General features: G+C 47.4%; 18 protein-coding genes and 1 riboswitch. Of the genes, 8 read left to right on the top strand and 10 right to left on the bottom strand.

What is annotated here, in order from left to right; genetic code table 11:
• The coding region (locus tag QUA42_RS25030; RefSeq protein ID WP_333141031.1) for an FG-GAP-like repeat-containing protein at nucleotides 1-4706 on the top strand (4706 nt) is incomplete at its 5' end.
• A gap of 138 nt (nucleotides 4707-4844) precedes the next feature.
• Here QUA42_RS25030 and dprA read toward each other — a convergent pair.
• The 3 genes from dprA to QUA42_RS25015 form a co-directional block, all read right to left on the bottom strand.
• The gene (gene dprA / locus QUA42_RS25025) at nucleotides 4845-5996 is read right to left on the bottom strand and encodes a DNA-processing protein DprA (protein WP_333141029.1); all 1152 of its coding nucleotides are present in this window, start codon (nucleotides 5994-5996) and stop codon (nucleotides 4845-4847) included.
• A 275-nt stretch (nucleotides 5997-6271) separates the two neighbouring features.
• A complete protein-coding gene (locus QUA42_RS25020; RefSeq protein WP_333141027.1) occupies nucleotides 6272-6925 on the bottom strand; it encodes a YdcF family protein in 654 nt (217 codons plus the stop codon).
• A gap of 146 nt (nucleotides 6926-7071) precedes the next feature.
• Nucleotides 7072-7719, bottom strand: a complete 648-nt coding sequence (locus QUA42_RS25015) for a DUF2301 domain-containing membrane protein (RefSeq protein WP_333141025.1) — start codon at nucleotides 7717-7719, stop codon at nucleotides 7072-7074.
• An 80-nt stretch (nucleotides 7720-7799) separates the two neighbouring features.
• Here QUA42_RS25015 and QUA42_RS25010 point away from each other — a divergent pair, with 80 nt between their 5' ends.
• On the top strand, nucleotides 7800-8477 hold the full coding sequence (locus QUA42_RS25010; protein ID WP_333141023.1) for a calcium-binding protein: 678 nt from the start codon (nucleotides 7800-7802) through the stop codon (nucleotides 8475-8477).
• Nucleotides 8478-8678: 201 nt separating this feature from the next.
• On the opposite strand, the gene QUA42_RS25005 is transcribed toward QUA42_RS25010, so the two are convergent.
• Entirely contained in the window at nucleotides 8679-9434 is a 756-nt protein-coding gene (locus QUA42_RS25005; RefSeq protein WP_333141021.1) for a DUF561 domain-containing protein, read from the bottom strand.
• Between the two features lie 81 nt (nucleotides 9435-9515).
• Nucleotides 9516-10319: a creatininase family protein gene (locus QUA42_RS25000; RefSeq protein ID WP_333141019.1), complete on the bottom strand. Its 804-nt coding sequence runs from the start codon at nucleotides 10317-10319 to the stop codon at nucleotides 9516-9518.
• Between the two features lie 180 nt (nucleotides 10320-10499).
• Between QUA42_RS25000 and QUA42_RS24995 the strand changes: the two genes are divergently transcribed.
• Complete coding sequence (locus QUA42_RS24995; protein WP_333141017.1) at nucleotides 10500-15851, top strand: PAS domain S-box protein; 5352 nt, start codon at nucleotides 10500-10502, stop codon at nucleotides 15849-15851.
• 399 nt (nucleotides 15852-16250) lie between these two features.
• Here QUA42_RS24995 and QUA42_RS24990 read toward each other — a convergent pair whose 3' ends face one another.
• Complete coding sequence (locus tag QUA42_RS24990) at nucleotides 16251-16562, bottom strand: WGxxGxxG family protein (protein WP_333141015.1); 312 nt, start codon at nucleotides 16560-16562, stop codon at nucleotides 16251-16253.
• A gap of 322 nt (nucleotides 16563-16884) precedes the next feature.
• On the opposite strand from QUA42_RS24990, the gene QUA42_RS24985 reads away from it, so the two are divergent.
• Nucleotides 16885-17529, top strand: coding sequence for a hypothetical protein (locus QUA42_RS24985; protein WP_333042577.1), 645 nt, complete (start codon nucleotides 16885-16887; stop codon nucleotides 17527-17529).
• Between the two features lie 20 nt (nucleotides 17530-17549).
• A complete protein-coding gene (locus QUA42_RS24980; RefSeq protein WP_333141013.1) occupies nucleotides 17550-18293 on the top strand; it encodes a pentapeptide repeat-containing protein in 744 nt (247 codons plus the stop codon).
• Between the two features lie 181 nt (nucleotides 18294-18474).
• Here the strand turns inward: QUA42_RS24980 and QUA42_RS24975 are convergent, their stop codons facing one another.
• Entirely contained in the window at nucleotides 18475-19002 is a 528-nt protein-coding gene (locus tag QUA42_RS24975; RefSeq protein ID WP_333042583.1) for a hypothetical protein, read from the bottom strand.
• An 84-nt stretch (nucleotides 19003-19086) separates the two neighbouring features.
• Here QUA42_RS24975 and pyrE point away from each other — a divergent pair, with 84 nt between their 5' ends.
• The 3 genes from pyrE (at nucleotide 19087) to QUA42_RS24960 (ending at nucleotide 20873) form a co-directional block, all read left to right on the top strand.
• Nucleotides 19087-19662 (top strand): orotate phosphoribosyltransferase, encoded by a 576-nt coding sequence (pyrE, locus tag QUA42_RS24970; RefSeq protein ID WP_333141011.1) that lies wholly within the window; start codon nucleotides 19087-19089, stop codon nucleotides 19660-19662.
• Between the two features lie 394 nt (nucleotides 19663-20056).
• On the top strand, nucleotides 20057-20509 hold the full coding sequence (locus QUA42_RS24965) for a hypothetical protein (protein ID WP_333067270.1): 453 nt from the start codon (nucleotides 20057-20059) through the stop codon (nucleotides 20507-20509).
• A gap of 220 nt (nucleotides 20510-20729) precedes the next feature.
• Nucleotides 20730-20873, top strand: coding sequence for a DNA cytosine methyltransferase (locus QUA42_RS24960; RefSeq protein WP_333067269.1), 144 nt, complete (start codon nucleotides 20730-20732; stop codon nucleotides 20871-20873).
• Nucleotides 20874-21269: 396 nt separating this feature from the next.
• On the opposite strand, the gene thiC is transcribed toward QUA42_RS24960, so the two are convergent.
• The 3 genes from thiC to QUA42_RS24945 form a co-directional block, all read right to left on the bottom strand.
• Nucleotides 21270-22643: a phosphomethylpyrimidine synthase ThiC gene (thiC, locus tag QUA42_RS24955; protein ID WP_333141009.1), complete on the bottom strand. Its 1374-nt coding sequence runs from the start codon at nucleotides 22641-22643 to the stop codon at nucleotides 21270-21272.
• A gap of 7 nt (nucleotides 22644-22650) precedes the next feature.
• Nucleotides 22651-22747: riboswitch (TPP riboswitch) on the bottom strand.
• 358 nt (nucleotides 22748-23105) lie between these two features.
• Complete coding sequence (locus QUA42_RS24950) at nucleotides 23106-23255, bottom strand: hypothetical protein (protein ID WP_333141007.1); 150 nt, start codon at nucleotides 23253-23255, stop codon at nucleotides 23106-23108.
• Nucleotides 23227-24950, bottom strand: a 1724-nt coding sequence (locus tag QUA42_RS24945) for a HEAT repeat domain-containing protein (protein WP_333141005.1), incomplete at its 5' end; no start/stop codon positions are given. The genes QUA42_RS24945 and QUA42_RS24950, both read right to left, overlap by 29 nt.

The raw sequence follows: 24950 nt of genomic DNA, 5'->3' as shown, positions 1-24950 counted from the left end.
AGCCGCCTGTAGATCCGGTAGTAGTTGTCGAGCCGCCTGTAGATCCGGTAGTAGTTGTCGAGCCGCCTGTAGATCCGCCTGTTGTCGAGCCGCCAGTAGTCGTCGAGCCACCAGTCATCGTCAATCCGCAACCGCCAGTCACTACAGGAACCGGCAACCCAAACATATTCCCGATCGGAATACCGAGCTCTAACGAAACTCCCTTCGGAATAACGGAACCTAACAATCAGATTCTTAGTATTCCCACGGTAGATTTTTCCCAACCTACTTACAAAGTCAAGGAAAGTTCCATAGGAGTCGTTCAGGCAGAAATTACTATCACTCGCACTGGGGATCTAAGCAACCTTTCAAGGGCGTACATACAACCTGTTGCTGGTGCTTCAGCGACTTTGGGAACAGATTGGAATTTTGCTTCCAGTTACTCTGGTCAAGTCACCTTTAACCCCGGTGAAGATACTAAAACTTTCACAATTGACATCTTATCGGATAGTCAAGCTGAGGGCACAGAAGAAATCCCGTTTCGGATCGCTCGTGCGGATAATGCCGATATTGGCACTCAAAGCTCTACCACATTGCAAATTTTGGATAAAGTTTTCACCAACGAACTCGCCGCTCTGACGATACCTGGTTTTGTCGGCCCTAATGCGTGGGGAGACTACGACAATGACGGCGATTTGGATCTGTTAGTGATGGAAGGAGGTAATTTACAAAACTCCTCACTTTCTTTTCCCCGATCGCAATACACCCCAAAAGTGTACAGCAACGAAAACGGTAGCTTTAAACTAAACGAAAACGGTAGCTTTAAACCAGTTGATATAGGCCTGCCTACCGTTTATGGAGGTGTGATTCAGGAAAATGGGAAGAATCATGATGCCAAACCTTCTGCTACCTGGGGAGACAGCGACAATGATGGTGATCTCGATATCTTGCTCACAGGCGTAAGAACTGATCCAACACAGACCAACCCCAATGCTACGCCGAGCTACATCCCCATCACCGCACTGTACGTGAACCAAAAGATTGAGAACAATCGGCCCCCTTCTTACCAAACCCAGGAGACTGACCCCAAATTTCTGCTAGACGGCCGGGCAAAGCTGCCTGGTATTTTCAATGGTTCCGCGGCTTGGGGAGACTACAACAACGATGGCAGACCGGATCTCGTACTCACAGGTGACACGAGTTCAGGATACATCGCCAAAGTGTTCCGCAACGAACGCCTTGGTTTTAACGACGGCATTATTGGTAACGACGGCAGTAGCTTTGAGAAGGAAACTGGAGTCAACTTGCCCGGTGTTATTGGCAATGCGGCTTGGGGAGACTACAACAACGATGGCAAACAGGATATCTTGCTGGCAGGCAACACCGGTTTAAAAGGCAACACAGGTTTAGCAATTTACGTCGCAAAATTGTATCAAAACACTGGCAATGGCTTTACCGAAGAGAGCAACCCACTTCTGCCAAATCAAATCCCCGGCTACCCTATTGATTACGGTGCATTCGGAGACTCCAACAACGATGGCAAACTAGATATCTTGCTAACAGGTGGGAAGGTTGGGTCGTCGCCCTATAGCTTTACCACGGTGCTTCAGAGCAAAAACTATTCGGATACTACGTTTGAGGGGCGTTGGATTCCATCGGGACCTGGTGCTGAGTTCGGTGCTTGGGGAGACTACGACAACGATGGCAAGCTGGATATCCTGCTAAATGAATGGGAAAATTTGGGTGGCATCGCCAAAGTTTACCAACAAGATAAAAATCGCGAAGATAAGTATGGCGATTTTACATCCATCACCAATACAGGGCTGCCTAATAATGTTTCCAGCCCGACTTCTTGGGGAGACTACGACAAGGACGGCAGACTAGATATTGCACTCACAACAAAAGATAATTCAACTAGCAGTGGCAGCTTTGTCAAAATCTACCGCAACAACACCCCTGATGCGAACATCCGACCCTCTGCACCTCAACCTGAATTTTTGAACACTGTTACTACTTCAGAAGGAGTTTTATTACGTTGGCGTCCAGTAGACAGTAGTACCTTGATCGACGGTAAAACTCTGGACTCTAAAACTCCCGATCGGGGTTTAAGCTACAATCTGAAAGTTTGGGCTACTCCTCCCAATCCCAACGCTGGTGATCAGCCCCCCATTACAGAGTACATTGTTGGTCCTATGTCCGGTGATGACGGAACTCGGCAAGTAGTGCAGTTGGGGAATGTCAACCAACCGAGGGACTACTTATACGGGGAGTACAGTTTTCTGCTCAAGCCAGATTACTTAATCTATACCCCTTACAATCCGGATTATTCTTACAATCCACAAACTTATGAATGGAGTGTACAGGCGATCGATGGTGCTCGCGCTGGTTCACCGTTTGTCAAAGGACCAACTTTTACAGCTCCCGATATCAAGCCAACGCTTACCATCAGGGCTACAGAGCCCAATACGGCGGAAATCTACGATCCGCTGGTCGAAAAACCCAAGCCCGGAAAATTCACCATTACTCGTACTGATGGCAGCCTAGATAAGCCGCTGACAGTCCGATTCAAGATCAATTATGTATACGACGATCCGAGCTACACTCCCATACCCAGTGCTGCTATACCCCGTATAGATTATGAATTGGTTTCCGAGTCCGAACCCGATCGGCAGTTGGACATTTACGAGACGTCCCGGAGCGCAGTCATCATTCCAGCCGGTAAACGCAGCGTCAATATGGTTGTCAATGTCCGCGATGACAGGCTAGTAGAAGGTGACGAGAAAGTAGTCATCACTTTAGATTCTGACTACTATGCCCAAAAGGTAGGCGATCCCTCTAGTGCTACTGTGACGATCGCGGACAACGACCCCAACAACAAGCCTGTCATCAATTACGGCCCGACTACAACCCCTTGGCATCACGGAGCCATAGTAAGCAATAACCCCTTTACATTCGAGTACCAATTTCCGCAGAACACTTTCACAGACCCCGATCAAGGTGACACGCTTACCTACACAGCAACTCTGATGGACGGCAGTCCCCGGCCAAGTTGGCTCACATTCAATCCAGAGACTCGTACACTCAGTGGCACAAGTCCTGAACCGCAGGAGTTCAGGATTAAGTTAACAGCAACAGACAGGGCGGGTCTTAGTGTTAGCGACGACGAGACGGGTCCATATACGGGTGACCCGAGGGACCCATATGGGGGTAAGGGTATGTTGCTGCAATTTGGTCCCAACGGCGTAGTAATTGACGGCTACATTTCAGGTGCAACCCTCTTCCTAGACGCCAACAAAAACGGCGTGTTCGACACCAACGAACCATCCACCACAACCGATTCCGGCGGTAATTTCAATCTCAATATCCCCTTCGAGACATTCGACACCAACAAAAACGGAGAAATCGACCCCGAAGAAGGTCATTTAGTTGCAATTGGAGGCACTGACACCGCCACGGGCTTACCCCTAGAAACACCAGTCACCGCACCGCCAGATTCTAGTGTCGTCACCCTCCTAACCAGCTTAGTCGCCGACTTAATCGACAAAGGAATTGCACCTGAAGAAGCACAATCTTTAGTCAAAGCAGCCCTTGGACTCCCGGCTGATGTTGACCTGACTAGCTTAGATCCGATCCTCGCTACCAATAACAACCAACCGGGCGGCGTCGAAACTTTAGTCGCAATGGTGAAAGTCCAAAACTTCATCACTCAAACCAGCGCTTTGATTGACGGTGCTTCCAGTGCAGTCAATATTGATATTGTCAAAGCTGTTGTCAGTTCAATTACGGCTCAAATTCAATCCGGTACAGTCTTAAATCTCAGCAATGCCGCAGCTTTAGAACCAATCATTCAGCAAGCTGTCGCCAAAATCCAGCAAATAGACCCCAGTTTCAACAGTCAAACAGTCACCCAAATTACATCGCAATCCGCGACAGTAATGGCAACAGCCAATCAGCGCATTGATGCGGCTGTCTCCAACCCAACAGGAACATCAATTCCTGAATCACTTGCCCGCCTCCAACAAGTAGCCTTGGGCCCAACCACTCAAGAATTCAAAGAAGCTGGTACAGGAAATAAACCAATTTCCCAGGTAGTTGCGGACAATACTGGTACTGCTTTAGATAGCAGAGTTGAAGCTGTAGTATTGCCGACTGGGATTGCCACTCCTGTTGTCAGCGGCGATGCTGATTTGGGCAGCACTTCCCCGACTGCAATTCTCGGTACAAATGGCGAGGATATCCTGACGGGCGACAGCGGGAATAATGTGTTGATGGGGATGAGGGGCAATGATTCCCTCGATGGAAATCTGGGAAATGACACACTTTTCGGTGGCAAAGGTAGCGATACAATCCTGGGAAGTAGCGGTGATGATGCCTTGTTTGCCGATCGCGGTGCTGACATTTTGAATGGCGATGATGGTAATGATATTCTTTACGGAGGTAAGGGCGATGATTTGCTCACGGGCGGTTTGGGAGTTGATAGTTTGATAGGAGGAATGGGAGTAGATAAGTTCTTACTCTCTACCAATTCGGGTACTGATACTATTACTGATTTTGAAGTCGGTAAAGACTTGTTAGTATTGGGTAACGGGTTGAGTTTCTCGCAATTGGCGATTAGTCAAGATAGTGGCGCGACATTAATCCGGTTTGCTCAAACAGGGGAGATTTTAGCTTCTCTGGGTGGTGTTTCTGCTAGCAATATTAGTGCCGTTAATTTCGGATTGATTTGAGATTGAATGCGCCGGGGGAGCAACCCCTTATCCCCTGGCCATATTCACTCGGCGGTTGAAACCGCCGAATAATCTTCAATCCGCGCAGGCGGATTTTGTCTGTGTAGACGCGGTTTTAACCGCCGAGTTTTTTTCACATCAGCATCGCTGATATCGCATTCCTGGTAACTGCGAAACTAATCCCAACAATTCCAACTGCAAAAGTATACTAGAAACTCTTCCCGCTTCTAACCCCGCTGCTTCCACAATTGTATCAAAAGAACTCGGCCCAGATGCGATCGCACTTAACACCTTAGCCAATTCCGGCTCCAACGGCGGCCCTTGCTTCTCAACCGTCGGATTTGGGGGAAACAGCGACAACTGCTCGGCATTATCCAATTTTGGCATAGCTCCGAGCATTTCCAACAACCTGTCTTCGCTTAACATTCGATCGCTATTTGGCAGAATAGGATGAGCACCTTTACTCAGCAACTCCAAACAACCAAAAGAACGCTCATCATCCAATCTGCCGGTCAAAACATACACATCGCGGCAAAAATCATTCGCTTGATAAGCAGTAATTAAAGCACCCGATTTATGGGGAGCCTCTATCACGATTGTAGCGCGACTTAAGCCAGCAATTATGCGATTTCGGCGGGGAAAATTAGTTTTATTCGGTTGAGTGCCCGCCGGATATTCACTAATTACCAATCCCTGCTGCAAAATGCGATCGCACAACCTCTCATTTTGTTTAGGATATACAATATCTACTCCCGTCCCCACCACTGCAAAAGTCCTTCCTCCCGCCTCCAAACAGGCTGTATGAGCCTCTGTATCAATGCCCGCAGCCAATCCCGAAACCACAGTAAAACCACTTTTAGCCAAAGCCGTACTAATTTTGCGAGTCCACCTTCTGCCGTATTCCGAAGGGCTGCGAGTACCAACCATTGCCACTGTCGGCGTAATTCCTTGATTCTCTTTGCGATCGACATTACCACTATAATACAACACTGGTGGCGGATTGGGAATTTCCAATAATAAGCGGGGATAATCTGGATCTGCGGGCGTCCAAAAACAGGGATTTTTTATAAGATGTTTTTCGATAAATTCTTCCGGATTGAGTTTAGTGCGTTCTTGCACAATGGTTTCAATTATCTGCTTGCCGAACCCTTCGATTCGCATTAAATCTACTGATTTTGCCGTCCAAGCTTCTGCCAAACTATTGAAAGTTTGGTGCAATCTTTGCAACAAAATCGGCCCGACACCGTTAATTTGTGACCATGCTAACCAGTAAGCGCGTTCTTCTAACAACGAGTTGCCCTCAACTTATCTGAGAATAATTTTATCATTTTTGGTTGAATGAATATAGTAGGGAAACGGCACTGCCTTGTACTGTATTTCCACAGATGCCAGGGTAAAGAAATGGCACTGCCGTGTCCTGTATTTCTACAGATGACTGGGTAGGGAAACAGCACTGCCGTGTCCTGTATTTCTACAGATTTAAAACTGTTATATAATATTTTTTTACGAACCGCAAAGGCGCGAAGAACGCGAAGAGAATTAAGAGGGAAGTTGACAATTACTGGCTAGGTTTTCCAATCTACGAAACGGGCATAAATATAAGCAATAATTTCTCCTACTACTGTCCGAAAACCTTCGCTGGATTTCCACCATTCTTGTGGGTTGTAATCTTGCGGTTCCGCCGCTATAATGCCGACTTTAATCTCAGGATTCAGCACTTCTTTAAATACAATCCAACTTCTGCGGGCATGAGGGCCAAAGGAATAAAGATTAATTGAGTTAACTTTTAAACCTGAAGTAGAAAACCAATCCCGAAGTGCGATCGCAGAAGCAGCCGTGCGGTGTTTCACAACACTCGCTGCTGGTACTGCTACTAATTTGTTTTTATCAAATCCTAGCGCAATACAAGTCGCTGCCGTCAGTTCCGCATAATTTTTATATTCAGCGAGATAGTAACCTTTACTTAAAGGAACTCCTGTGGTAATTAATTGGCGATATTCGCCTTTTTTGAATTCGGCGATCGCACTTTCGATCGCATAATCCGGCAACCAACCTTCGACAACCAAAATATCTGCTTTAATCGGCGCATTTACACCCAAAAATGGATGGATATTTGTAATAATTAAGAGCATTAAAATTATCAACCCCGCGCTTGCAATTACCCAACCTTCCCTAGTAATTGCCCAGATTTTTCGACGACGGATTAAACGAATTCTCATTTTAGAGCATAAGGAAGAAAATTAATGTGAAGATGGAAGAAGCCACAATACCAATGGTTTCAGGAAAATGGAAATAGTGGGACAGTGAGAGATCGATCCAATTGCTCTTCGGCCCCATGTCCCATTCCCTATGCCCCCTTCCCAAATTATTTGTGTTTCAGATACTCAAAAACGCTTTTATCCCCGATATCCTGCGGCATCGGTTGAAAAAACTTGCGTACAGCAAAGATGATAAACAAAGCCGCCCAAATAGCCAGCAAAAACTGTTCATTTTCGGCTGACAAAAAGCCGAAAATATGTCCTAAAATTAAAAGAGGAACTCCGGGAGTCAAAAACTTGGTTTCTAGGCGATTAAAGCAGAATGCTTCCTTAAAATAAATGCCATTTAAGGCGGCAAAAGTAAAGCCAATTCCCCACAACGTGGCGGGATGTTCGTACACTGCTAAAGCTAGAGGTTGGCTGCTTTGTAACGCTACAAACAATGCTGCCGCGCCGCCGATCGCCCAAAACGTCTGTAGTGTTCGATGCAGCGCAATCATGTAAATGTGAATAGTTGCCAAGCTGACGCCTAAAGCTATCCAGAAACAAGCAAAAACAGGCGTTACAGCTTGGATTGCCATCGGGTTGTCGCCCTGTTGTAGAACCAGAGTAGTGCCGATCGCAAAACACAGCGCCGCCACCCCCAATCCAGCGCGGTAAATCAACACTCCCGTGCGATCGTTTTGAGTAATCGTAAATTCGCCGAATTGTCCTTGATAGACTGGCGATTCATCAGGTGATTTCAGTAGTTGCATAATAGCTTCCTCCTATTAGACACGAATGTACTTCTGCCAAGATATACTTTATTGATAAACCGAGCCAGCGAGACCGAGCGATGCCTAAATTTAACAAGCCTAAACTTAACCAGCCTAAAGTTAACAAGTCTAAAGTTAACCAATCTAAATTTGAGGATCGCCCCGATCAAAGCAAATCCCTTTCTTCACAATCCGACCTTCCTCCAGTTCAGCTTGATGAAACCATTGTAGCAGGCAGAAGACCCAAACCGGTAAACGACTTCCAGCGCCTGCTGGAGGAATTATCCGAATTGAGATCGGGGTTCGATCCAGAAATTTTAGCGCATATCGAGGAAAAGCTCCCATTTAATGCCAAGCAATTTGAAACTAAAATTAGCAAGATTTTGGGTTCAAAAAACATTGATTTCAGCATAAAAAATTCATTCAAATATCTAGATTACATCAAGCAAAATATTCAACTACCGTGCCACGTTACAGGCATAGAAGAGTTTGAATGGGAAGAAGAATATACAATGGGTTCCGGCAGCCAAAAAGAATATGCACGGCTCAAAAAAAGTCAACCTTCTTATACTGATAGATTCACAATTAACCGGTTGGAGGATTTGGTTGTTCAGGAAGAAGGCATATTTGTGGAAGTGCAGCGCGTCGACGATCGCCAAAAGTTTATTTTGCCTTTATCAGAGTTAGAATCAGTTGATGTAATCTCCCGCAACAATCAGTTATTAGATGATTATGCCGTGTGGTTTCTCAATTATTAAGGAAGAGTGCAAAAGTGGAAAAGTGGGGGAGGGGAAGAGGGGAAGAGTAGGAGAAGGGGAGAGTGGGGGATGGGAAAAATCTTCCTTCTTCCTTATTCCTAACATCCGCCCTTGCGAATCCGTTGCCGAACTTCCTTCTCTCTTCTCCCTAATATCCGTTACATCCGCCCTTGCGAATCCGTTGCCGAACTTCCTTCTTAATTAAATGGAAGCTGGTAAGTGCGATCGCGAAACCAAAGCCAAAGCTTCAACCAAACTGCGAACAGCCGCAATCATCGCCACTTCGCTATTAAGTTGGCTAACAGCAGAACCGACACCAACACCCGCAGCACCGGCTCCAATAGCGAGCGGTGCGGTGACGCTGGAGATACCGGAAGCGCAGAGTACGGGGACGGATACGGCGCGGGAAATTTCAAACGCTGCGGCCAAAGTAGGCGCTGCTTTTTCAATTAATCCCAAGGTGCCAGCGTGAATTGGTTGAGCGCTGGTGCCACCTTCGGTTTGGATGATGTTAGCCCCAGCTTTGACTAATTCAATTGCTAACTGCACTTGTTTGTCGAGTGCCAAAATGTGGGGAACTGTCACAGAAAGAGTGATGTTCGGAAATAGCGATCGAGTTTCGCGAGTCAACTGCAAAACTTCCTCAGCTTCAAAGCGGCGGCCTACTGCGTAGAAAGCATCAAAGTTACCAATTTCAATCAAATCAGCGCCCGCTTCTACCGCAGGCACAAACTTTTCCGGTTCCACAGCCGATACACAAATTGGCAAATTTGTCAACTGTTTTGCCATCAATACCAAATCTCGATCGGCAGCAATATCAACAAAGGAAGCACCGCCGAGATCCGCTGCTTTGACGACAGCAGCAACGTTGGCGGCATCAAAATTATTTAAACCGCTGATAATTTTCAGGGCGCGACCTTGCTCAAAAACGCGCTGCAATTTAGAACTTACACTCATCGTTAGTTTTCCAACTCAAAAAATTTCTTAGACTCATTTTGACACGAATTAGAACAATTTTTGATTTTTAATTCTTAATTTTTAATTACTACGCGGCTGTCGAAATTTGTAAACATCTTTGATAACTTGTGCCCAGCCGTCCGAGAGAGATTCGAGAATACGAGATCCCTTTTCTTTCGTCGCCACCGTCGCATCGCCCAATACACCGCTTTCAGTCAACTCTCGCGTCAGCCAAGCAAAAGGCAAATTCCCTTCCATACTCAGTAAACTGTCTCTGGGTAAACCATGCGGGTACTCGCAAACAGCCAGTTCCATTTTCACCTGTTCGGGTAAAATTGACAACATCAAACTCGTTTCTGCATCACCCGCGTGAATCCCAAACTCCACCTCCTTCGCAGTTAATAATTCAGCAGCTACATTCGGAACCCGCCACAAAAACAGCGGAAAAACTGAGAAATCTTGATATTTTTGATGAATATCCCGCGCCGCAATTTCCATCACCTGTGGCTGTCCGCCGTGACCATTCATTAACACTAATTTCCGAAATCCAGTCTGATAAATACTGTCAGCAATTTCACTGATTACTGCTAAAAGTGTCTGAACACTGAGCATAATTGTACCGGGGAAATGGCAGTGTTCGTTCGACTTGCCATAGTACAAAGGTGGCAAAGCATATGCGGGAATATTTGCGTCTAACTTTGCCAGGGCTTGGCCTGTAACTGCCGCGCTAATTGCTGCATCTACAATTAAAGGCAAATGAGGGCCGTGCTGTTCGATCGCACCTAGCGGCAGAATTATCACAGTATTTTCCTTATCCGGCATAGACTGAATTTCAGTCCAAGTCAGATATGGAAAAAAGCGCGATGCGGGAATAAAATTGTGCATATTGTGGCGGCAAGAGGAGAGGCAACCAAGCCAATCAACTAGCCTGAAAACTAAAAAGTAATTTCCAAGATAGCTCACATATTCTGTATGTGGGTAGATAATATAATATAGCAGATGCTTTAACAGCGTGGTGATAGACGCTCGCCAGCTCAGACCGAAAGACATAGAGATGACTAATTGATGGAAGCTTGGCAAACCCCACAAACTAATTTAACCGACATTCCGATCGCCGATGAACTGTCGCACCGCCTCCCTCGATCGCACGATCAAAAAGCAGAAAACCGAGCGCTGCAAATGCTCGCTAGACAATTGGCAACCTCACCGCACAGGCTGCTCAAAACACTGGTTGCGATCGCTAAAGATTTGTGCGGGGCAGGAAGCGTCGGAGTCTGCTTGCTAGAAGAAAATGCAACTTCCGAACAAATATTTCGCTGGGAAGCCTTGGCGGGAGCGTGGGAATCAGCAGAACATAGAAACACACCCCGCAAATTGCGTTTGTCGGGAGCAGGTCTCGATCGCCAAACTCCCCAGCTTTACTTCGCTCCAGAACAATACTTTACCGACTTACAGCAGCTAGAATTGCCGATCGCCGAAGCGTTAGTTTTGCCACTGCAAACAGAAAATCAACCGCTGGGGGCAATATGGATTGTATCTCACGATTCCGATCGCCAATTCGATGCCGAAGACTTGCAGATCGCGATCGCCCTAGCAGACTTTGCCGTTGCCGCCGTACAAATCGATCGCGCCAATCAAACCAAAGAAGCTTTGCGAGAAAGCGAAGAACGCTGGCAGCTAGCCTTGCAGGGCAACAACGACGGGATTTGGGATCACAACCTGCAAACAAATTGCCAGATCCTGAGCGATCGCTGTTTAGAGATTTTGGAACGCGGGCCCGAAGAAGTCAAAAACTTCAGCCAATTTTTGAGCTACATTCATCCCAATGATTTGGAGATAATGCAAAGCAATTGGCAGCAGCACTTGCATCGAGAAACATCACATTACTGCTGCGAGTACCGCGTTCGCTGTTCCGACGGGCGCTACAAATGGGTTTTAGCCAGAGGGCGAGCAATTTGGGACGAGTCAGGCAATCCCCTGCGGGCCGTAGGTTCCCTGACAGATATCAGCGATCGCAAACAAACTGAAATTGCCTTGAAACAAAGCGAAGAACGTTTGAGCGTCGCCATCGAAGGCTCAGGCATGGCAACCTGGGATTTTGACGTGCGAACACATCGAGTAATTTGGTCGGCGACTCATTTCAGCATTTTGGGCTGCAAACCGGTACCGGGCAGCGAAGCAAGCGCGGATGTGTGGCAAAAGTGTGTCCATCCAGATGACTTAAAGCAAGTCATGCAAGCAGCCAAAACAGCTCGGCAAACGAGATCTCTCTACTCCCCCGAATACCGCATCATCCGGGCAGACAACGGAGAAATCCGCTGGTTGAGCGCGTTCGGGCGCTATCTCTACGACGCTGCAGGCGAAGCAGTGCGGTTTATCGGAGTATTATTTGATGCTACCGATCGCAAAAAAGCCGAACTCGCCCTGCAACAGAGCGAGCAAACCGTGCGCCGTCAACTTCTAGAGATAGAGTCGCTCTACCAAACAACTCCCGTGGGTTTGGCCGTTTTAGACACAGATTTGCGGTTCGTGCGGATCAACCAGCGGTTTGCCCAAATGAACGGCCTGACCGTAGAAATGCACATCGGCCGCACCCTGCGCGAAATTGTCCCCGATTGGGCAGACACAGCCGAACCTTTGTTGCGCCACCTTCTAGACACCGGAGAACCGATCCGAAATTTTGAACTCACGGGTGAAACAAGGGCTCAACCCACTGTTGTTCGCACTTGGCTGCAAAATTGGTGGCCGCTCAGAGACAGGGGCGGACAGATTGTCGGGATTCATATCGTGGTACAGGAAATTACCGCTCGCAAAATGGCCGAACTCGCCTTGCAAGAAAGCTACAACCGCTTTCAATTAGCAACAAGGGCGATCGACGGCTTGGTGTTTGAGTGGGATTTGGCAGCAAACTCAGTTTACCGTTCCGAGGGGCTGTACTCGATCGTCGGTGTCTGCCCAGAGGATGCACAGACAACACCAGAGTGGTGGAGAGAACGCATTCATCCCGTCGATTTGGCGCGCATCCAAGCCGAGACGGCAGAACTCTTGAGTGTTGAGCGCTACGAAAGCGAGTACCGAGTCCGGCACGAAGACGGGCGCTGGATCGATGTTTGGGAACGCGCCTGTTCGATCCGCAATCAGCAAGGTGAAGTGACCAAAGTTGTCGGCTTCACAACCGACATTACCAAACGCAAACAAGCAGAAGCAGCACTGCGCGATCGTGAAACCCACCTGCAGTTGATTCTCGACAGCGCCAAAGACTACGCGATCTTCACCATCGACACCGACGGACACGTTACCAGTTGGAACGCAGGCGCGGAGAGATTACTGGGCTATACCGAAGCTGAAATCGTCGGGCAAAACGGACGAATCATCTTCACCCCAGAAGACTCTGCTGCTAGAAAGCCGGAAGCAGAAAGGCACATCGCCCTGACTCAGGGAAAGGCAGAAAACGAGCGCTGGCACCTCCGCAAAGACGGCAGCCGCTTTTGGGGCAGCGGACTGGTGATGCCCCTGCGCGACGCAGGCGGCGAGGTGCAAGGTTTCCTGAAAATCATGCAGGACAAAACCGAGCGCCAGCAAATAGAAGAAGCACTGCGGCAAAGCGAAAATCGCTACCGCACCCTCGCCGATGGCGTCCCAGAATTAATGTGGATCAACACCGCCGACGGCAGGTTAGAGTTTTGCAACCAACACTGGCAAAGCTACACGGGCATGAGGCCAGAATTGCCGCTGGCTGCACCGGTGCTGCAATTATTTCATCCTGAGGATCTGCCAGCAGTTGTCGGCACGCGCACCAAGGCGATTAAAGCAGGGGAACCCTACGAATTCGAGTGTCGGGTACGCAGGTTTGATGGTACTTACCGCTGGCATCTAGCGCGGCTTGTGCCCGTCCAAGACAGGGGGGGACAGGTGGTGCAATGGGCCGGGATCGCCATCGATATTGACGATCGCAAACGAGCAGAAGAAAGCTTAGCAGAAAGCGACCGCCGCTTCCGTTTTCTGGCTGAGTCGCTGCCCCACCTGATTTGGAACGTAAGCTCCGCCGGGGAAATTCGCTTTACCAATCAACAAAAATGGTCGGAATATCTGGGGATGTCTTACGAGGAAGCCACTCAAAACAATTGGGAATCCTTAGTCCCACCCTCGGATTTGGCAGAATCTTGGGCCCGCTGGGAAGAATGTCTAATCACCGGAGAAGTTTATCAAGTTGAGCTGCGCCTGCAGCGGGCAGCAGACCAAATGGAACGCTGGCATTTGTCCCGCGCCATCCCAATTCGCGGCGCAGGGGGCGAAATTGTCGAGTGGATCGGCACAAACACCGATATTCACGATCGCAAACAAGCCCAACTCAACGAGCAGTTTCTCTCTGAACTCGAAGTCCGCTTGCGGCAGTGCTTCAACCCTGCAGAAATGTTGTGGGAAGCGATGAACAGTCTGGGAGAATATTTACAGGCTCATCGCTGCATATGGCACGAAATCGATGTAGAAGCCGATCGGGCAATTGTCCGGCAAGACTGGCACCAGTCCGACCTTCCCAGCGCCGCTGGCACCTATCAAATCTCAGACTTTAAGACCCCAGAACTGAAAGCTCTCTCTATGGCAGGTCAAACACTTGTCATCTCAGATATCGCTAATGACCAGCATACAGCGCATTTATTCGATAACTACGGTGCCGTGTCCATTCGCGCTTTGGTCGATGTTCCCTGCCTTCAGGAAGGGCGCTGGGTTGCTCTTTTGGTGGTGACCTCAAAGGTGGTTCGGCACTGGCGGGCCGATGAAGTTTGGCTGATGCAAGAAGTGGTGGCTCGCCTCTGGGCGGTCATCCTGCACGCGCGAGTCGTGCACGATCTGCACGAAAGCGAGGCTCGGTTCCGCGCTCTCGCGGACAACATCGCTCAGTTGGCCTGGATCACAGATCCCACTGGCGGGAGTTTATGGTATAACCAGCGCTGGTTTGAGTACACGGGCACAACGCTAGAAGAAATGCTAGGCTGGGGCTGGCAACTGGTACACCACCCGGAACACCTCGATCGCGTTGTCGAAAAATTTAGGCGCTGCATTGAAACAGGCGAACTCTGGGAAGATACTTTCCCCTTGCGCGGCAAAGACGGCTCGTACCGCTGGTTTCTCTCTTGCGCCGTGGCGATCCGCGACGAGCAAGGCAAGGTGCTGCGCTGGTGTGGCACTAACACTGACATTACCGATCGCAAAGTTGCAGAAGCGGAACGGGAACGCCTTCTAGCACGGGAAAAGGCAGCGCGCGAAGAAGCAGAACAGGCTAACCGCGTCAAAGACGAATTTTTGGCTGTTTTGTCCCACGAATTGCGGACTCCCTTAAACCCGATTATGGGCTGGACGAAGCTGCTGCGATCGAACGTTCTGACACCGGAAAAGCAGCGTTATGCCTTAGAGACGATCGAGCGCAACGCCAAACTGCAAACCCAGCTTATCGAAGATTTGCTCGACGTGTCGGGGATTCTCCAAGGCAAGGTCAGCTTGAATATTGCACCTGTGGATTTAGTTGGGGTGATCGGCGCTGGTATTGAAACGGTGCGTCTGGCTGCCGAAGTCAAGTCGATTCAAATCAGGACTCAATTTGCACCGAATCTCGGCCCGGTGTTGGGCGATGCGGGCAAACTTCAGCAGGTAGTCTGGAATTTGCTGTCAAATGCGGTCAAGTTCACCCCGCCGGGAGGCAAAATCCAAGTTGTTCTCGAGCGGGTGGACACGAACGCCCAAATTACTGTAACTGATACTGGAAAAGGTATCGAACCTGATTTTCTGCCCTATGTATTCGACTACTTCCGGCAAGCTGACAGCACGATGACGCGCAAGTTTGGCGGATTGGGTTTAGGATTGGCGATCGTCCGCCATCTCGTCGAACTCCACGGCGGCACGGTGAAATCCGACAGTCCCGGCGAAGGAAAAGGTGCAACCTTGACCGTCAGGATACCTCTGATGCCGATGCCATCTCAGACAAGTCCTGCGGGAACTGCGGCGCCGGATCAATCCTTCAATTTGAGCGGTATCAGCGTGTTAGCGGTGGATGATGAGGCCGATGCGCTAGATTTAGTGGTTTTTCTGCTTGAGGATTGTGGGGCAAGTGTTACAGCAGTTGCTAGCGCCGCCGATGCCTTGGCGGTTTTAACTGAGTCTGTGCCGGATTTGCTGTTGAGCGATATTGGAATGCCCTACACCGACGGTTATATGTTAATGCGACAGGTTCGGGCTCTGGCGCCGGACAAAGGGGGACGGATTCCGGCGATCGCCCTCACAGCTTATGCTGGAGAGATTGACTATCAGCAGGCCCTGGCTGCGGGGTTCCAGCGCCACATTTCTAAGCCTTTAGACCCCGACAAGTTGGTGCAGGCGATTGGGGAGGTACTTGATCGATCGGGCAAAAACATTATTTAAAGTATTTTTTTGTCGGAAAAGTCTTTATTTAACTAACCGCGAAGGCGCAAAGAACGCGTTCGGCGAAGCCGTTCCCGAAGGGTAGGAAGAAGGGAAGAAGTTAATAATCTCAATTCCGGTTACATCTGAGATATTGCACCCTTTTCAATCAGCGTTTTATTGACGGGGTAGGAGCAATGGCGCACAATAAAATTCGTCTGTTTTGGAGCAGGCCGGAAAGCCTATTCAGGAAAATGGTACAAGATATTAGATGTAACCAATTTTATTGTCGTTCGATCGCGCATCATTTCAAACAAAAAAACCTCACAGTAGGGAGGTTTTTTGATGATTATTGGTGCTGACCGGACAGGTTAAAACATCCTGTCCCTGCATGATGGCCACAGCCCTAAGACTCTATTCTTAGCGGTAGTCACTTCGCACGGCGGGCTCGCGATCAGTCGTTGTAGTTGTATAGCGGACATTTTCTTCGCGTTTGCGGGGAATCAAACCCAACAAACCAGACAAGCCTAGCAATCCCAACCATCCCCAATCAAAATCGCGATCTGTTTCAGCATTGTAGACATCGGAGCGAGGAGTGGTGGTGGTTGTAGTGTTGTTAGTACCGCCAGTTGTATCTGTCTGAGCTGAAGCAGGCAGATGAGCTGGTGCTATGGCTAACCCAGCAGCTATAATACCTGCACCGATTGCTTTGGATAAATCAGAACGTTTCATAATTCAAATGCTCTCTGTTGGCTAAAATCTTTAACTATCAAAACTATATCGATTGGCTTTTAAAGTTAAATCCACCTCTAGCAGTAAAGATGGTTATGTTCCACCTATAACTAGAGATTGATATCAAATTTTTAGCAGGCGCACAAAATTAAAGATTGCTCGCAGAGGCACTCCAGCACTAGAAATCGCGGGTCTGACACCTGACTCGGTTGTGAGGCACTCCGGCACTCTCGACAATAGACAAGGTGTTGTTGACAAAAAAAGGTAAACTCAGATATTGCACAGATAAGTGTTGAAACTCGATCGACGGAGATAAAAACTTTTGGGTATAGAGCTACGCAGCTACGTATTTCTAGACAACTTGCAGCCACAGCACGCAGCATACATCGGCACCATCGCCGCCGGATTCTTGCCGCTGCCAGGGGATGCGTCGCTGTGGATAGAAATCTCCCCCGGTATCGAAATTAACCGAATTACCGATGTCGCCCTCAAATCTGCCTCCGTGCGCCCGGGAGTGCAAATAGTCGAACGCTTGTACGGCCTTCTGGAAGTACACTCGGGTCAGCAGGGGGAAACCCGGGCAGCAGGCAAAGCAATTCTAGAATTTATGGGAGTCCGCAGAGAAGAAGGTATCAAACCGCGAGTGATTTCCAGTCAAATTATTCGCAACATTGACCCTCACCAAACACAATTAATCAACCGCACCCGCCGCGGACAGTTGCTGCTGGCGGGACAAACGCTTTACGTCTTAGAAGTAGAACCCGCTGCTTATGCAGCGCTGGCGGCCAATGAAGCAGAAAAAGGCGCATCTATTAACATCTTAGAGGTTCAGGCTGTAGGCAGTTTCGGACGGCTTTACCTCGGCGGCGCAGAACGAGATATTATAGCAGGTTCCCAGGCAGCAATTGCGGCGGTGGAAAACGTGACGGGTCGAGAAAATCCAACAATTTTTGGTCGCAAGGAATAGCCGTTAAAGGAGATGCAATTATGGCAAATACACAGCATTTAGCGCTGTTAAAAAAAGGTGCAGTTACTTGGATTGAATGGAGAAGTCTCAACCCAAATATAGAACCGGATCTCAGCGAAGCTAACCTCGCGGAAGCAAATCTCAGAGGCGCGCATCTTTGGCGCTCAAACCTTTTTAAAACAGACTTGTTTAAGGCTAAATTAATTTCGGCAAACCTCGCCGAATCTAATTTTAGTTTAGCAAATCTTGCCGGAGCGCAACTGCTCGAAACTAATTTAATTAAAGCTAATTTAACTGGAACTAACCTCCGAGCGGCCGACCTCAAGGGAGCTGATTTGAGCGGTGCTAATTTAATTGGATCTGACCTCACCGCTGCTAATCTCCAACAAACCGATTTCGGTGATGCGAATTTAATCGGTGCGGTGATGTCTGGAGCTAATGCGATGGGCGCGAACCTCAATTTTGCTAATCTCAGTCAAGCCAATCTCACTCAAGCCGAATTGATTGAAGCACATTGCTATGCAGCCAATTTCTCTAAAGCTAACCTCGGGGAAGCTCACTTCACTGCAGCATATCTTTTTAGGGCAAATCTCAGTTTTGCAGAGTTGAGCGCGGCAGATTTCCGGTGGGCAAACCTTGGCAAAGCTGATTTGAGAGGGGCGAATTTGACCGGGGCAAATCTCAGGGGAGCGAACTTGGCGGGAGCTAATCTGGGCGAAGCTATTTTGAAAAGAACAATCATGCCTGATGGCAGCATTGTTTGATAAATATTGGATAATATTTATTCCTGTAAAATAACCGCAATATTTACAAAAAAGTCAGTTGCGCGTTTACCGCAAGGATTGCCAAAATATGAGCTTTTGGGGCGGGTTGAGGCTTTCTCTCTAATACAAATCAGAGATTGAGTAAACCCGCCTCGGCTCAAAACTCGCAACTGTCGATCGATTAATTTTGGCCAGGGGGCGATACTTGATAAAGTCCTCTAACGGGCCCTGCATCAGTCGGTGAACCTTCCTGCTGTGTTGGAAGTGTAAACTGATCTTGGAGTCCGGCGGGAGTAGGGAAACAGCCGCTTGGTTGAGGTCCTAGCTGGCAAGCAGCAGGGAGTGCCATGACTGAGGCATCGAAGGGATTGACGGCATCTGGGACGCGGAGAATCGGATCGCTGGAAACTTGCCGCTGCATTACTCTGCGGTAGAATCCGTTGACGCGACTAGCATCCCGCTCAATTTCTTTTTCGGGAAAGGCAACGACGCCGCTGGGGGAACCGATGCCTAAATAGTCGCCCAAGTAACCTTGCAAGCTGACGTTGTGGTAAAAGTCTCCTGAAGCTTCAAAGTATTGTCGGTTGAAGTCGTCAGCAATCGGGTGAAATCGCTCTGTTTGTGCTTGAGCTGGTTTGACGGATGCCATTGCGGCAGAGGCGACAGCGAGAATCAACGCGCCGCTCAGGCTTTTTAACTTTTGACTCATATATTTGGGCCTCCTTAATTAATTCCGATTCCAATATAAACTGATTATCGACGGATTATTTGTGTTTTTTACACGGTGTGAGTTATGAATGCTGCTGATTTAAAGGTGTTGCGCGATCGACTTCTAGATTTGTTGTGCGAGTTTGCCTATCGCGAAGGCGATTTTGTGCTGTCTTCGGGGCAGAAAAGTTCTTATTACATTAACTGCAAACCGGTGACGCTGCACGCTGAAGGTGCTTTGGCAACGGGGCGTTTGCTGTTGTCGATGCTGTCGTCGGATGTGGAAGCTGTGGGCGGTTTGACTTTGGGTGCTGACCCGATTGTAACTGCGGTGAGTGTGGTTTCGGCTCTCGAAGGTCGATCGATTCCGGCGCTAATTGTCAGGAAGGAGACGAAGGGACACGGGACAATGGCGTATATTGAGGGGCCGCTGTTGCCAGAGGGGACGAATGTGGCGGTTTTGGAGGATGTGGTAACGACGGGGAAGTCGGCGATGCAGGCGGTGGAACGGTTGCGAGGTGCGGGTTATAAAGTCGATCGCGTGTTGTCGCTGATTGACAGAGAGCAAGGTGGTGCGGAGTTTTATCGCTCTGTTGGATTGGACTTTGAAACAGTTTTTACGATTAATGATCTTCAAAAGTGGATGGCTAGCAAAAAATAGGCAAAAGTGCGATCGAACTGACCGAAGATTACCATTTTCCTGAACCGGCTTTCGGGCTTCTTCCACAAGAGTTTTCAAGATGTTTTTTTCTCCTTACCAGGCTCTGCCTGGTAATGAATATCTAGAGGATCTGCCTCCATTTGAAGTGAGGAAATCGGTGTTTTATTCGGTGGGATTAGAAACGATGCCCGCTCTAATTTTATCAATATCAGCTCAGGTAATTGGAGGACAATGGCAAATAAAGTTTTCGGTGCTAAGCAAGCGCAAGCTTCAGCTTTAGAGTCTCTACCAATAGGCAGATTTTAGCAGAGCTAATTTATAACCTGAGTGAGGTATTAACTAGAGAAGACTGTTTTAATATGATTATATGACCTGGCGCAAGGAGAAGCAGTAAATGATTTTACCTGCATCTATTAAACAGAAATGGAAACTACTGGCAACAGCCTTTATTTGTCCTCTGACACTAATTGGTGTTGGGATTCAGCAACAACCGCTTCAAGCACAACAAAATCCATCTAAGACTAATGTTGCGGCTTTGCCAGATGGTATTTACCTGTACGGAGATTCGCCACAGCCCAACCAAGTTCTTCAAAACTATATCGTGTTTCAACGCCAGAACGATCGGGTGGTTGGTGCAATTTACGCGCCGCGATCGGACTTTGCGTGCTTCACGGGTAAAATTCAGGGAAATACACTGTCCGGGAAGGCAATCTCAGCCGGAAAAATTCAAACAGTTGAAATCAATACTCAGCTAACAAACCTGCATTCTATTCGCACAATTAGCTCAAACGATCGGCGCATTCTTTCAAAGTGCCAACAGACAGCGCAAGCTAACATATCCAGGTAAATTTTTTACTTAGCTCAAATGCAGTCTTTTAATTAGCTCAAATGCTGCTGCATTAGGCGGGCGGTGCGTTACACTGCGTTAACGCACCGTACGAATTTAAAATTTCTGCTTACCAGGCTCTGCCTGGTAATGAATATCTAGAGGCTATGCCTCGACTGACAAATAGTACCAAATATAAGCTTTTACCGCCGACTTAATGACCCTAAAAAAAATCCGTTTTATGGACTTATTCTCAGGAATAGGCGGCATGAGATTAGCGTTTGAATCCGCCGCTCGTTCCTTGAAGATGGAAACGGAATGCCTCTTAAGCAGCGAAATGAATCTCGACGCTCAGTTAGTTTACCAGTACAGGGTAGGCTGCTAATTGACTATCGAGGTGCCAATTTTCTTCATTCTTGGGAACTGGGTTTGCGAGGCGAGTGCAGTTTAGACGAAATTGAGTTGATGAAGAGTTTTATATTGACAAGGCGAAATAAAGAATTTGGGCATGACCCAGATGGTATGCTATTAACTGAAGAGCAAATAGCTACTTTTTTTGCTCATCCCAATCTCGATAAAATTCTGGATTCCTTGGTAACAAAAAAAGTACCTGCAAAGGAACATGGCAAGTCTCCTTGTCGGAAACTCCTTTTAATATAACCTTAAGTAATGTGCGCCATCAGCACCATAGTTTTGGGCGAGCAGGATGCCCGCCCCACAAAAAACGCACAGGTTGACAATTAAGTAAGGTGCGCCATCAGCACGCTACGAATTAATCCAATTAGCTTTGGGCTACAGGTTCCTTAGCCAAAAACTTCTCTAATTCCGTCAAAGCATCGGCATCAACCTTAGTCTGCATCGGACAGAACTTAGGGCCGCACATCGAACAGAATTCAGCAGTTTTGTAGATATCCGCCGGCAAAGTTTCGTCGTGATATTCCTTTGCCCGTTCTGGATCTAATGACAGCTCAAATTGACGGTTCCAATCGAAATTGTAACGCGCTTTCGAGAGTTCATCATCGCGATCGCGCGCACCCGGACGGCCCCGCGCAATATCCGCAGCGTGAGCAGCGATTTTGTAAGCAATCAGCCCGTTTCGGACATCCTCAGCATTCGGCAATCCTAAGTGTTCCTTCGGCGTCACGTAACACAGCATTGCAGTACCGTACCAGCCAGCCATCGCCGCCCCAATTGCTGAGGTAATGTGGTCGTATCCAGGCGCAATATCTGTCACCAACGGCCCCAAAACATAGAAGGGTGCTTCCGAACATTCCTCCATTTGTTTCTTGACATTAAACTCAATTTGATCCATCGGCACGTGACCGGGGCCTTCCACCATTACCTGCACGTCATGTTCCCAAGCTTTGCGAGTTAATTGTCCCAAAGTTTTGAGTTCAGCTAATTGAGCTTCATCCGACGCATCGTGAGTGCAACCGGGACGCAGAGAATCTCCCAAACTAAACGAAACATCGTATTTTTTGAAGATTTCAATGATGTCGTTAAAGTGAGTGTAGAGGGGATTTTGTTTGTGGTGATGCAGCATCCACCGCGCCAAGATGCCGCCGCCGCGAGAGACAATCCCCGTAATCCGATTTCTCACCAACGGCAAATGCTCGATCAAAATTCCGGCGTGAATTGTTTGGTAATCAACACCTTGTTGAGCGTGTTTGTCAATGATGTGAAGAAAGTCATTCGCCGTCAGACTTTCCATATTACCGTGAACGCTTTCTAAAGCTTGGTAAATTGGTACAGTACCGATCGGCACCGGTGAAGCTTTGATAATCGTAGTGCGAATTTCATCCAAATTGCCGCCGCCGGTGGACAAGTCCATCACGGTATCAGCGCCGTATTTCACTGCTAGTTTAAGCTTGTCAACTTCTTCTTCCATATTGGAAGAGTTGGGAGATGCACCGATATTAGCATTGACTTTGCATTTAGAGGCAATGCCGATCGCCATCGGTTCCAAATTCGGGTGATTGATATTAGCGGGAATAATCATCCGTCCCCGCGCTACTTCGGCGCGGATAAGTTCTGGCGGGAGATTTTCTCGCTTAGCAACAAAGTGCATTTCCTCAGTAATTACACCTTGGCGGGCGTAGTGCATTTGAGATACATTGCTCTGGCCCTGACGCTTAGCGATCCATTCGGTACGCATATTTAATTTCCTTGATAAACAGCTTCCCTCCGCTGGTATTACCCAGACTCAGGTTCTAAGGGTGTTTTCTCAGCCCGGATATTCGGGCACCCCTAGCTAAGCTGTTGATTGTATCACCGATTTCTGTGCGCCACCGCAGCAACTAAGGAAATCTTAATATTGAGAGATAGATGAGGGGAGCGATCGGTCTTTTGGGGCTTCTGATATTTCTGCTGTTTAAAAAGTGCGATTGTACCCCATTTAACAATCTAAAAACAATCACACCTCATCAGGATTAATCCCCATTTCGCGCAATTTGGCTGCTAGGCGATCGGTGCGTTGTTTTTCTTTTGAAGCTTTTTTAAGACGATAAAGTTAAAGATATGTCAGGAGATAAAGAACCTGTTGTAAATTTATCTGAGGTTTTGGGTGAAGTTTATCAGGAGGCAGCTTGAGATTGGGCGATAGATTATTCAGTGCAGTCTATACCAGCGCTGAGTGAGGGTGATTTTCTGTGGGGGCGATCGTTGATGGAATCGTAGGATGGCGATAAGTGCGATCGCTATCTGTACAAGTATCGCTCTCCTGATTGAGTTTTTGCGATTTAAGGTGATGTTTTTCTAGCTCGTCCACTTTTATCTTTGGGATCAAAATGAAGCATGACTGGGATATGTCTGACATGAAAAGCTTGACCTGATCTTTCATGTTTATGAGTTGATATAAAAGCTAGGCTTCTCATTGTGCAAGGTCTGAAACTAAAATCTGGCAAGCTTTGTTGAAGCAAGTAATTTTGCCATTTTTGCATAATTGAGCTTGCGTCTTCATGACGAAGAATATAAATTAATAAACCACCATTTTCTTGATTAGAATCACCGGTTGAGTATCTTGTAACGAGTTGTTCAAACCCTTGCCATAAATTATTATTGCCACTATAGATTTTGGCTTCTCCAAGCCATAATAAATCATTTTTTCTAACAACAATGTCAACATGACCACCAATTTTTGTTTCATGTGATACATCATACCCTAAAATACGCAATTGATTCACGATGTCTATAGTCAGTCGATCTTCCTTGTCGTTCTGGCGCAGTTCCGGATTTTCTTGAATTTGAGAGATTACTTTATCTATGTCTTTGTATAAATTCCTGATTAAATCATCTTCCAATCCTAAATTATCTGCTTCCTGGGCTTGCTGATAAATTTCGTAGTTGTAGAAGCTGCCGCGTGATTGAATGGCAGCGATCGCCTCCAAAGGTCTTTCAACAACTGTAATTATTTCTGCAAGTTGTCTCAAACGAGATAGGATTTCAGCATTACCTATTGTCTTGGCAGCATCCATCGCGTTTCTACAAATATCTTCATTTAGGTTATTAAGAGCCTTCTTGAGTTCATTGACTATTTCTTGACTCTCTTTAAAAGCTTCTAGAAAGTCAACTGCCTCCTTTCGGATAGAGTATTCATCATCTGTGAATGCTGTTGAAACAATACTGGACAAACCAACTTTTCCATGAAAGTTTTTCAGTCCACCAAGCGCTAGTTTACGAGTATCTTTGTTTCCATTTTTTAGGGCCTCTTCTAAAATAGGTATCCCTTTGCGATTGTTTAATTCACTTAATGAGTAAGCCGCATAAAGACGGATAGAGAATTCTTTGTCCTTCAAAGCTTTCTGCAAATTGGGTAAGTCTTTAGAGTTACGTAGAAAGCCCAGACTGAATATTACTTCCCCCCGAACCTTAATTGCTTTCCTTTGCAACAATTTTCTTAGAGCAGGCAATGATTCTACTGCATCAAGGATGCGTAATGATCTAATAGCTGCTTCACAAACATAATCCTCATCTTGTAGAGATCGGATAAGTTCGCTAATAGCTGAACGATCCTGAAGCCGGCCCAAAGCATAAGCAGCAGAAGAACGTACAACCAGATTATCCTTAGATAAAGCCTCGATGAGAACTGGTACTGCTCGTATGTGACCCATCCCTCCTAAAGAAATTGCAGCACTAGAACGAACCGAGTTTTCTGGATCACTTTGCAGCATATGGATAAGAGCCGTTACACCATCCTCTAACACATCGGAATCTAGCCATATTCCTAGTAAACGTATTTGGGAAACTGCTTCTGAGCGAACGATCCAATCACTCTCTGATAAAGCACGGATCAAGATAGGAATAGCTGCGGCATTCTTTGTTGCACCTATAAGCTTTAGAGTATCTGTTTTGGTATCAGCATTGCCATTATCAAACTCTTCATTCAGTAATACCAATTTTATGTGAAGTTGCATATAATAGAGAGATAGCTTGTATGGTGCGTTTATGAGTCGTAGTTTAAAAA

It is taken from the genome of Microcoleus sp. Pol11C2 (assembly GCF_036701505.1).
GTDB lineage: Bacteria > Cyanobacteriota > Cyanobacteriia > Cyanobacteriales > Microcoleaceae > Microcoleus.
This window is presented reverse-complemented; position numbering and strand designations above follow the sequence as displayed.

Bases quoted from the DNA above. Each gene is read 5' to 3' on its own strand.
- QUA42_RS24990 (WP_333141015.1), bottom strand. From the start codon at position 16,562: ATGAAACGTTCTGATTTATCCAAAGCAATCGGTGCAGGTATTATAGCT.
- QUA42_RS24965 (WP_333067270.1), top strand. From the start codon at position 20,057: ATGATTTTACCTGCATCTATTAAACAGAAATGGAAACTACTGGCAACA.
- QUA42_RS24975 (WP_333042583.1), bottom strand. From the start codon at position 19,002: ATGAGTCAAAAGTTAAAAAGCCTGAGCGGCGCGTTGATTCTCGCTGTC.
- QUA42_RS25010 (WP_333141023.1), top strand. From the start codon at position 7,800: ATGCCTAAATTTAACAAGCCTAAACTTAACCAGCCTAAAGTTAACAAG.
- QUA42_RS25005 (WP_333141021.1), bottom strand. From the start codon at position 9,434: ATGAGTGTAAGTTCTAAATTGCAGCGCGTTTTTGAGCAAGGTCGCGCC.
- thiC (WP_333141009.1), bottom strand. From the start codon at position 22,643: ATGCGTACCGAATGGATCGCTAAGCGTCAGGGCCAGAGCAATGTATCT.
- pyrE (WP_333141011.1), top strand. From the start codon at position 19,087: ATGAATGCTGCTGATTTAAAGGTGTTGCGCGATCGACTTCTAGATTTG.
- QUA42_RS24995 (WP_333141017.1), top strand. From the start codon at position 10,500: ATGGAAGCTTGGCAAACCCCACAAACTAATTTAACCGACATTCCGATC.
- QUA42_RS25020 (WP_333141027.1), bottom strand. From the start codon at position 6,925: ATGAGAATTCGTTTAATCCGTCGTCGAAAAATCTGGGCAATTACTAGG.
- QUA42_RS25015 (WP_333141025.1), bottom strand. From the start codon at position 7,719: ATGCAACTACTGAAATCACCTGATGAATCGCCAGTCTATCAAGGACAA.
- QUA42_RS24980 (WP_333141013.1), top strand. From the start codon at position 17,550: ATGGCAAATACACAGCATTTAGCGCTGTTAAAAAAAGGTGCAGTTACT.
- QUA42_RS24960 (WP_333067269.1), top strand. From the start codon at position 20,730: ATGGACTTATTCTCAGGAATAGGCGGCATGAGATTAGCGTTTGAATCC.
- QUA42_RS25000 (WP_333141019.1), bottom strand. From the start codon at position 10,319: ATGCACAATTTTATTCCCGCATCGCGCTTTTTTCCATATCTGACTTGG.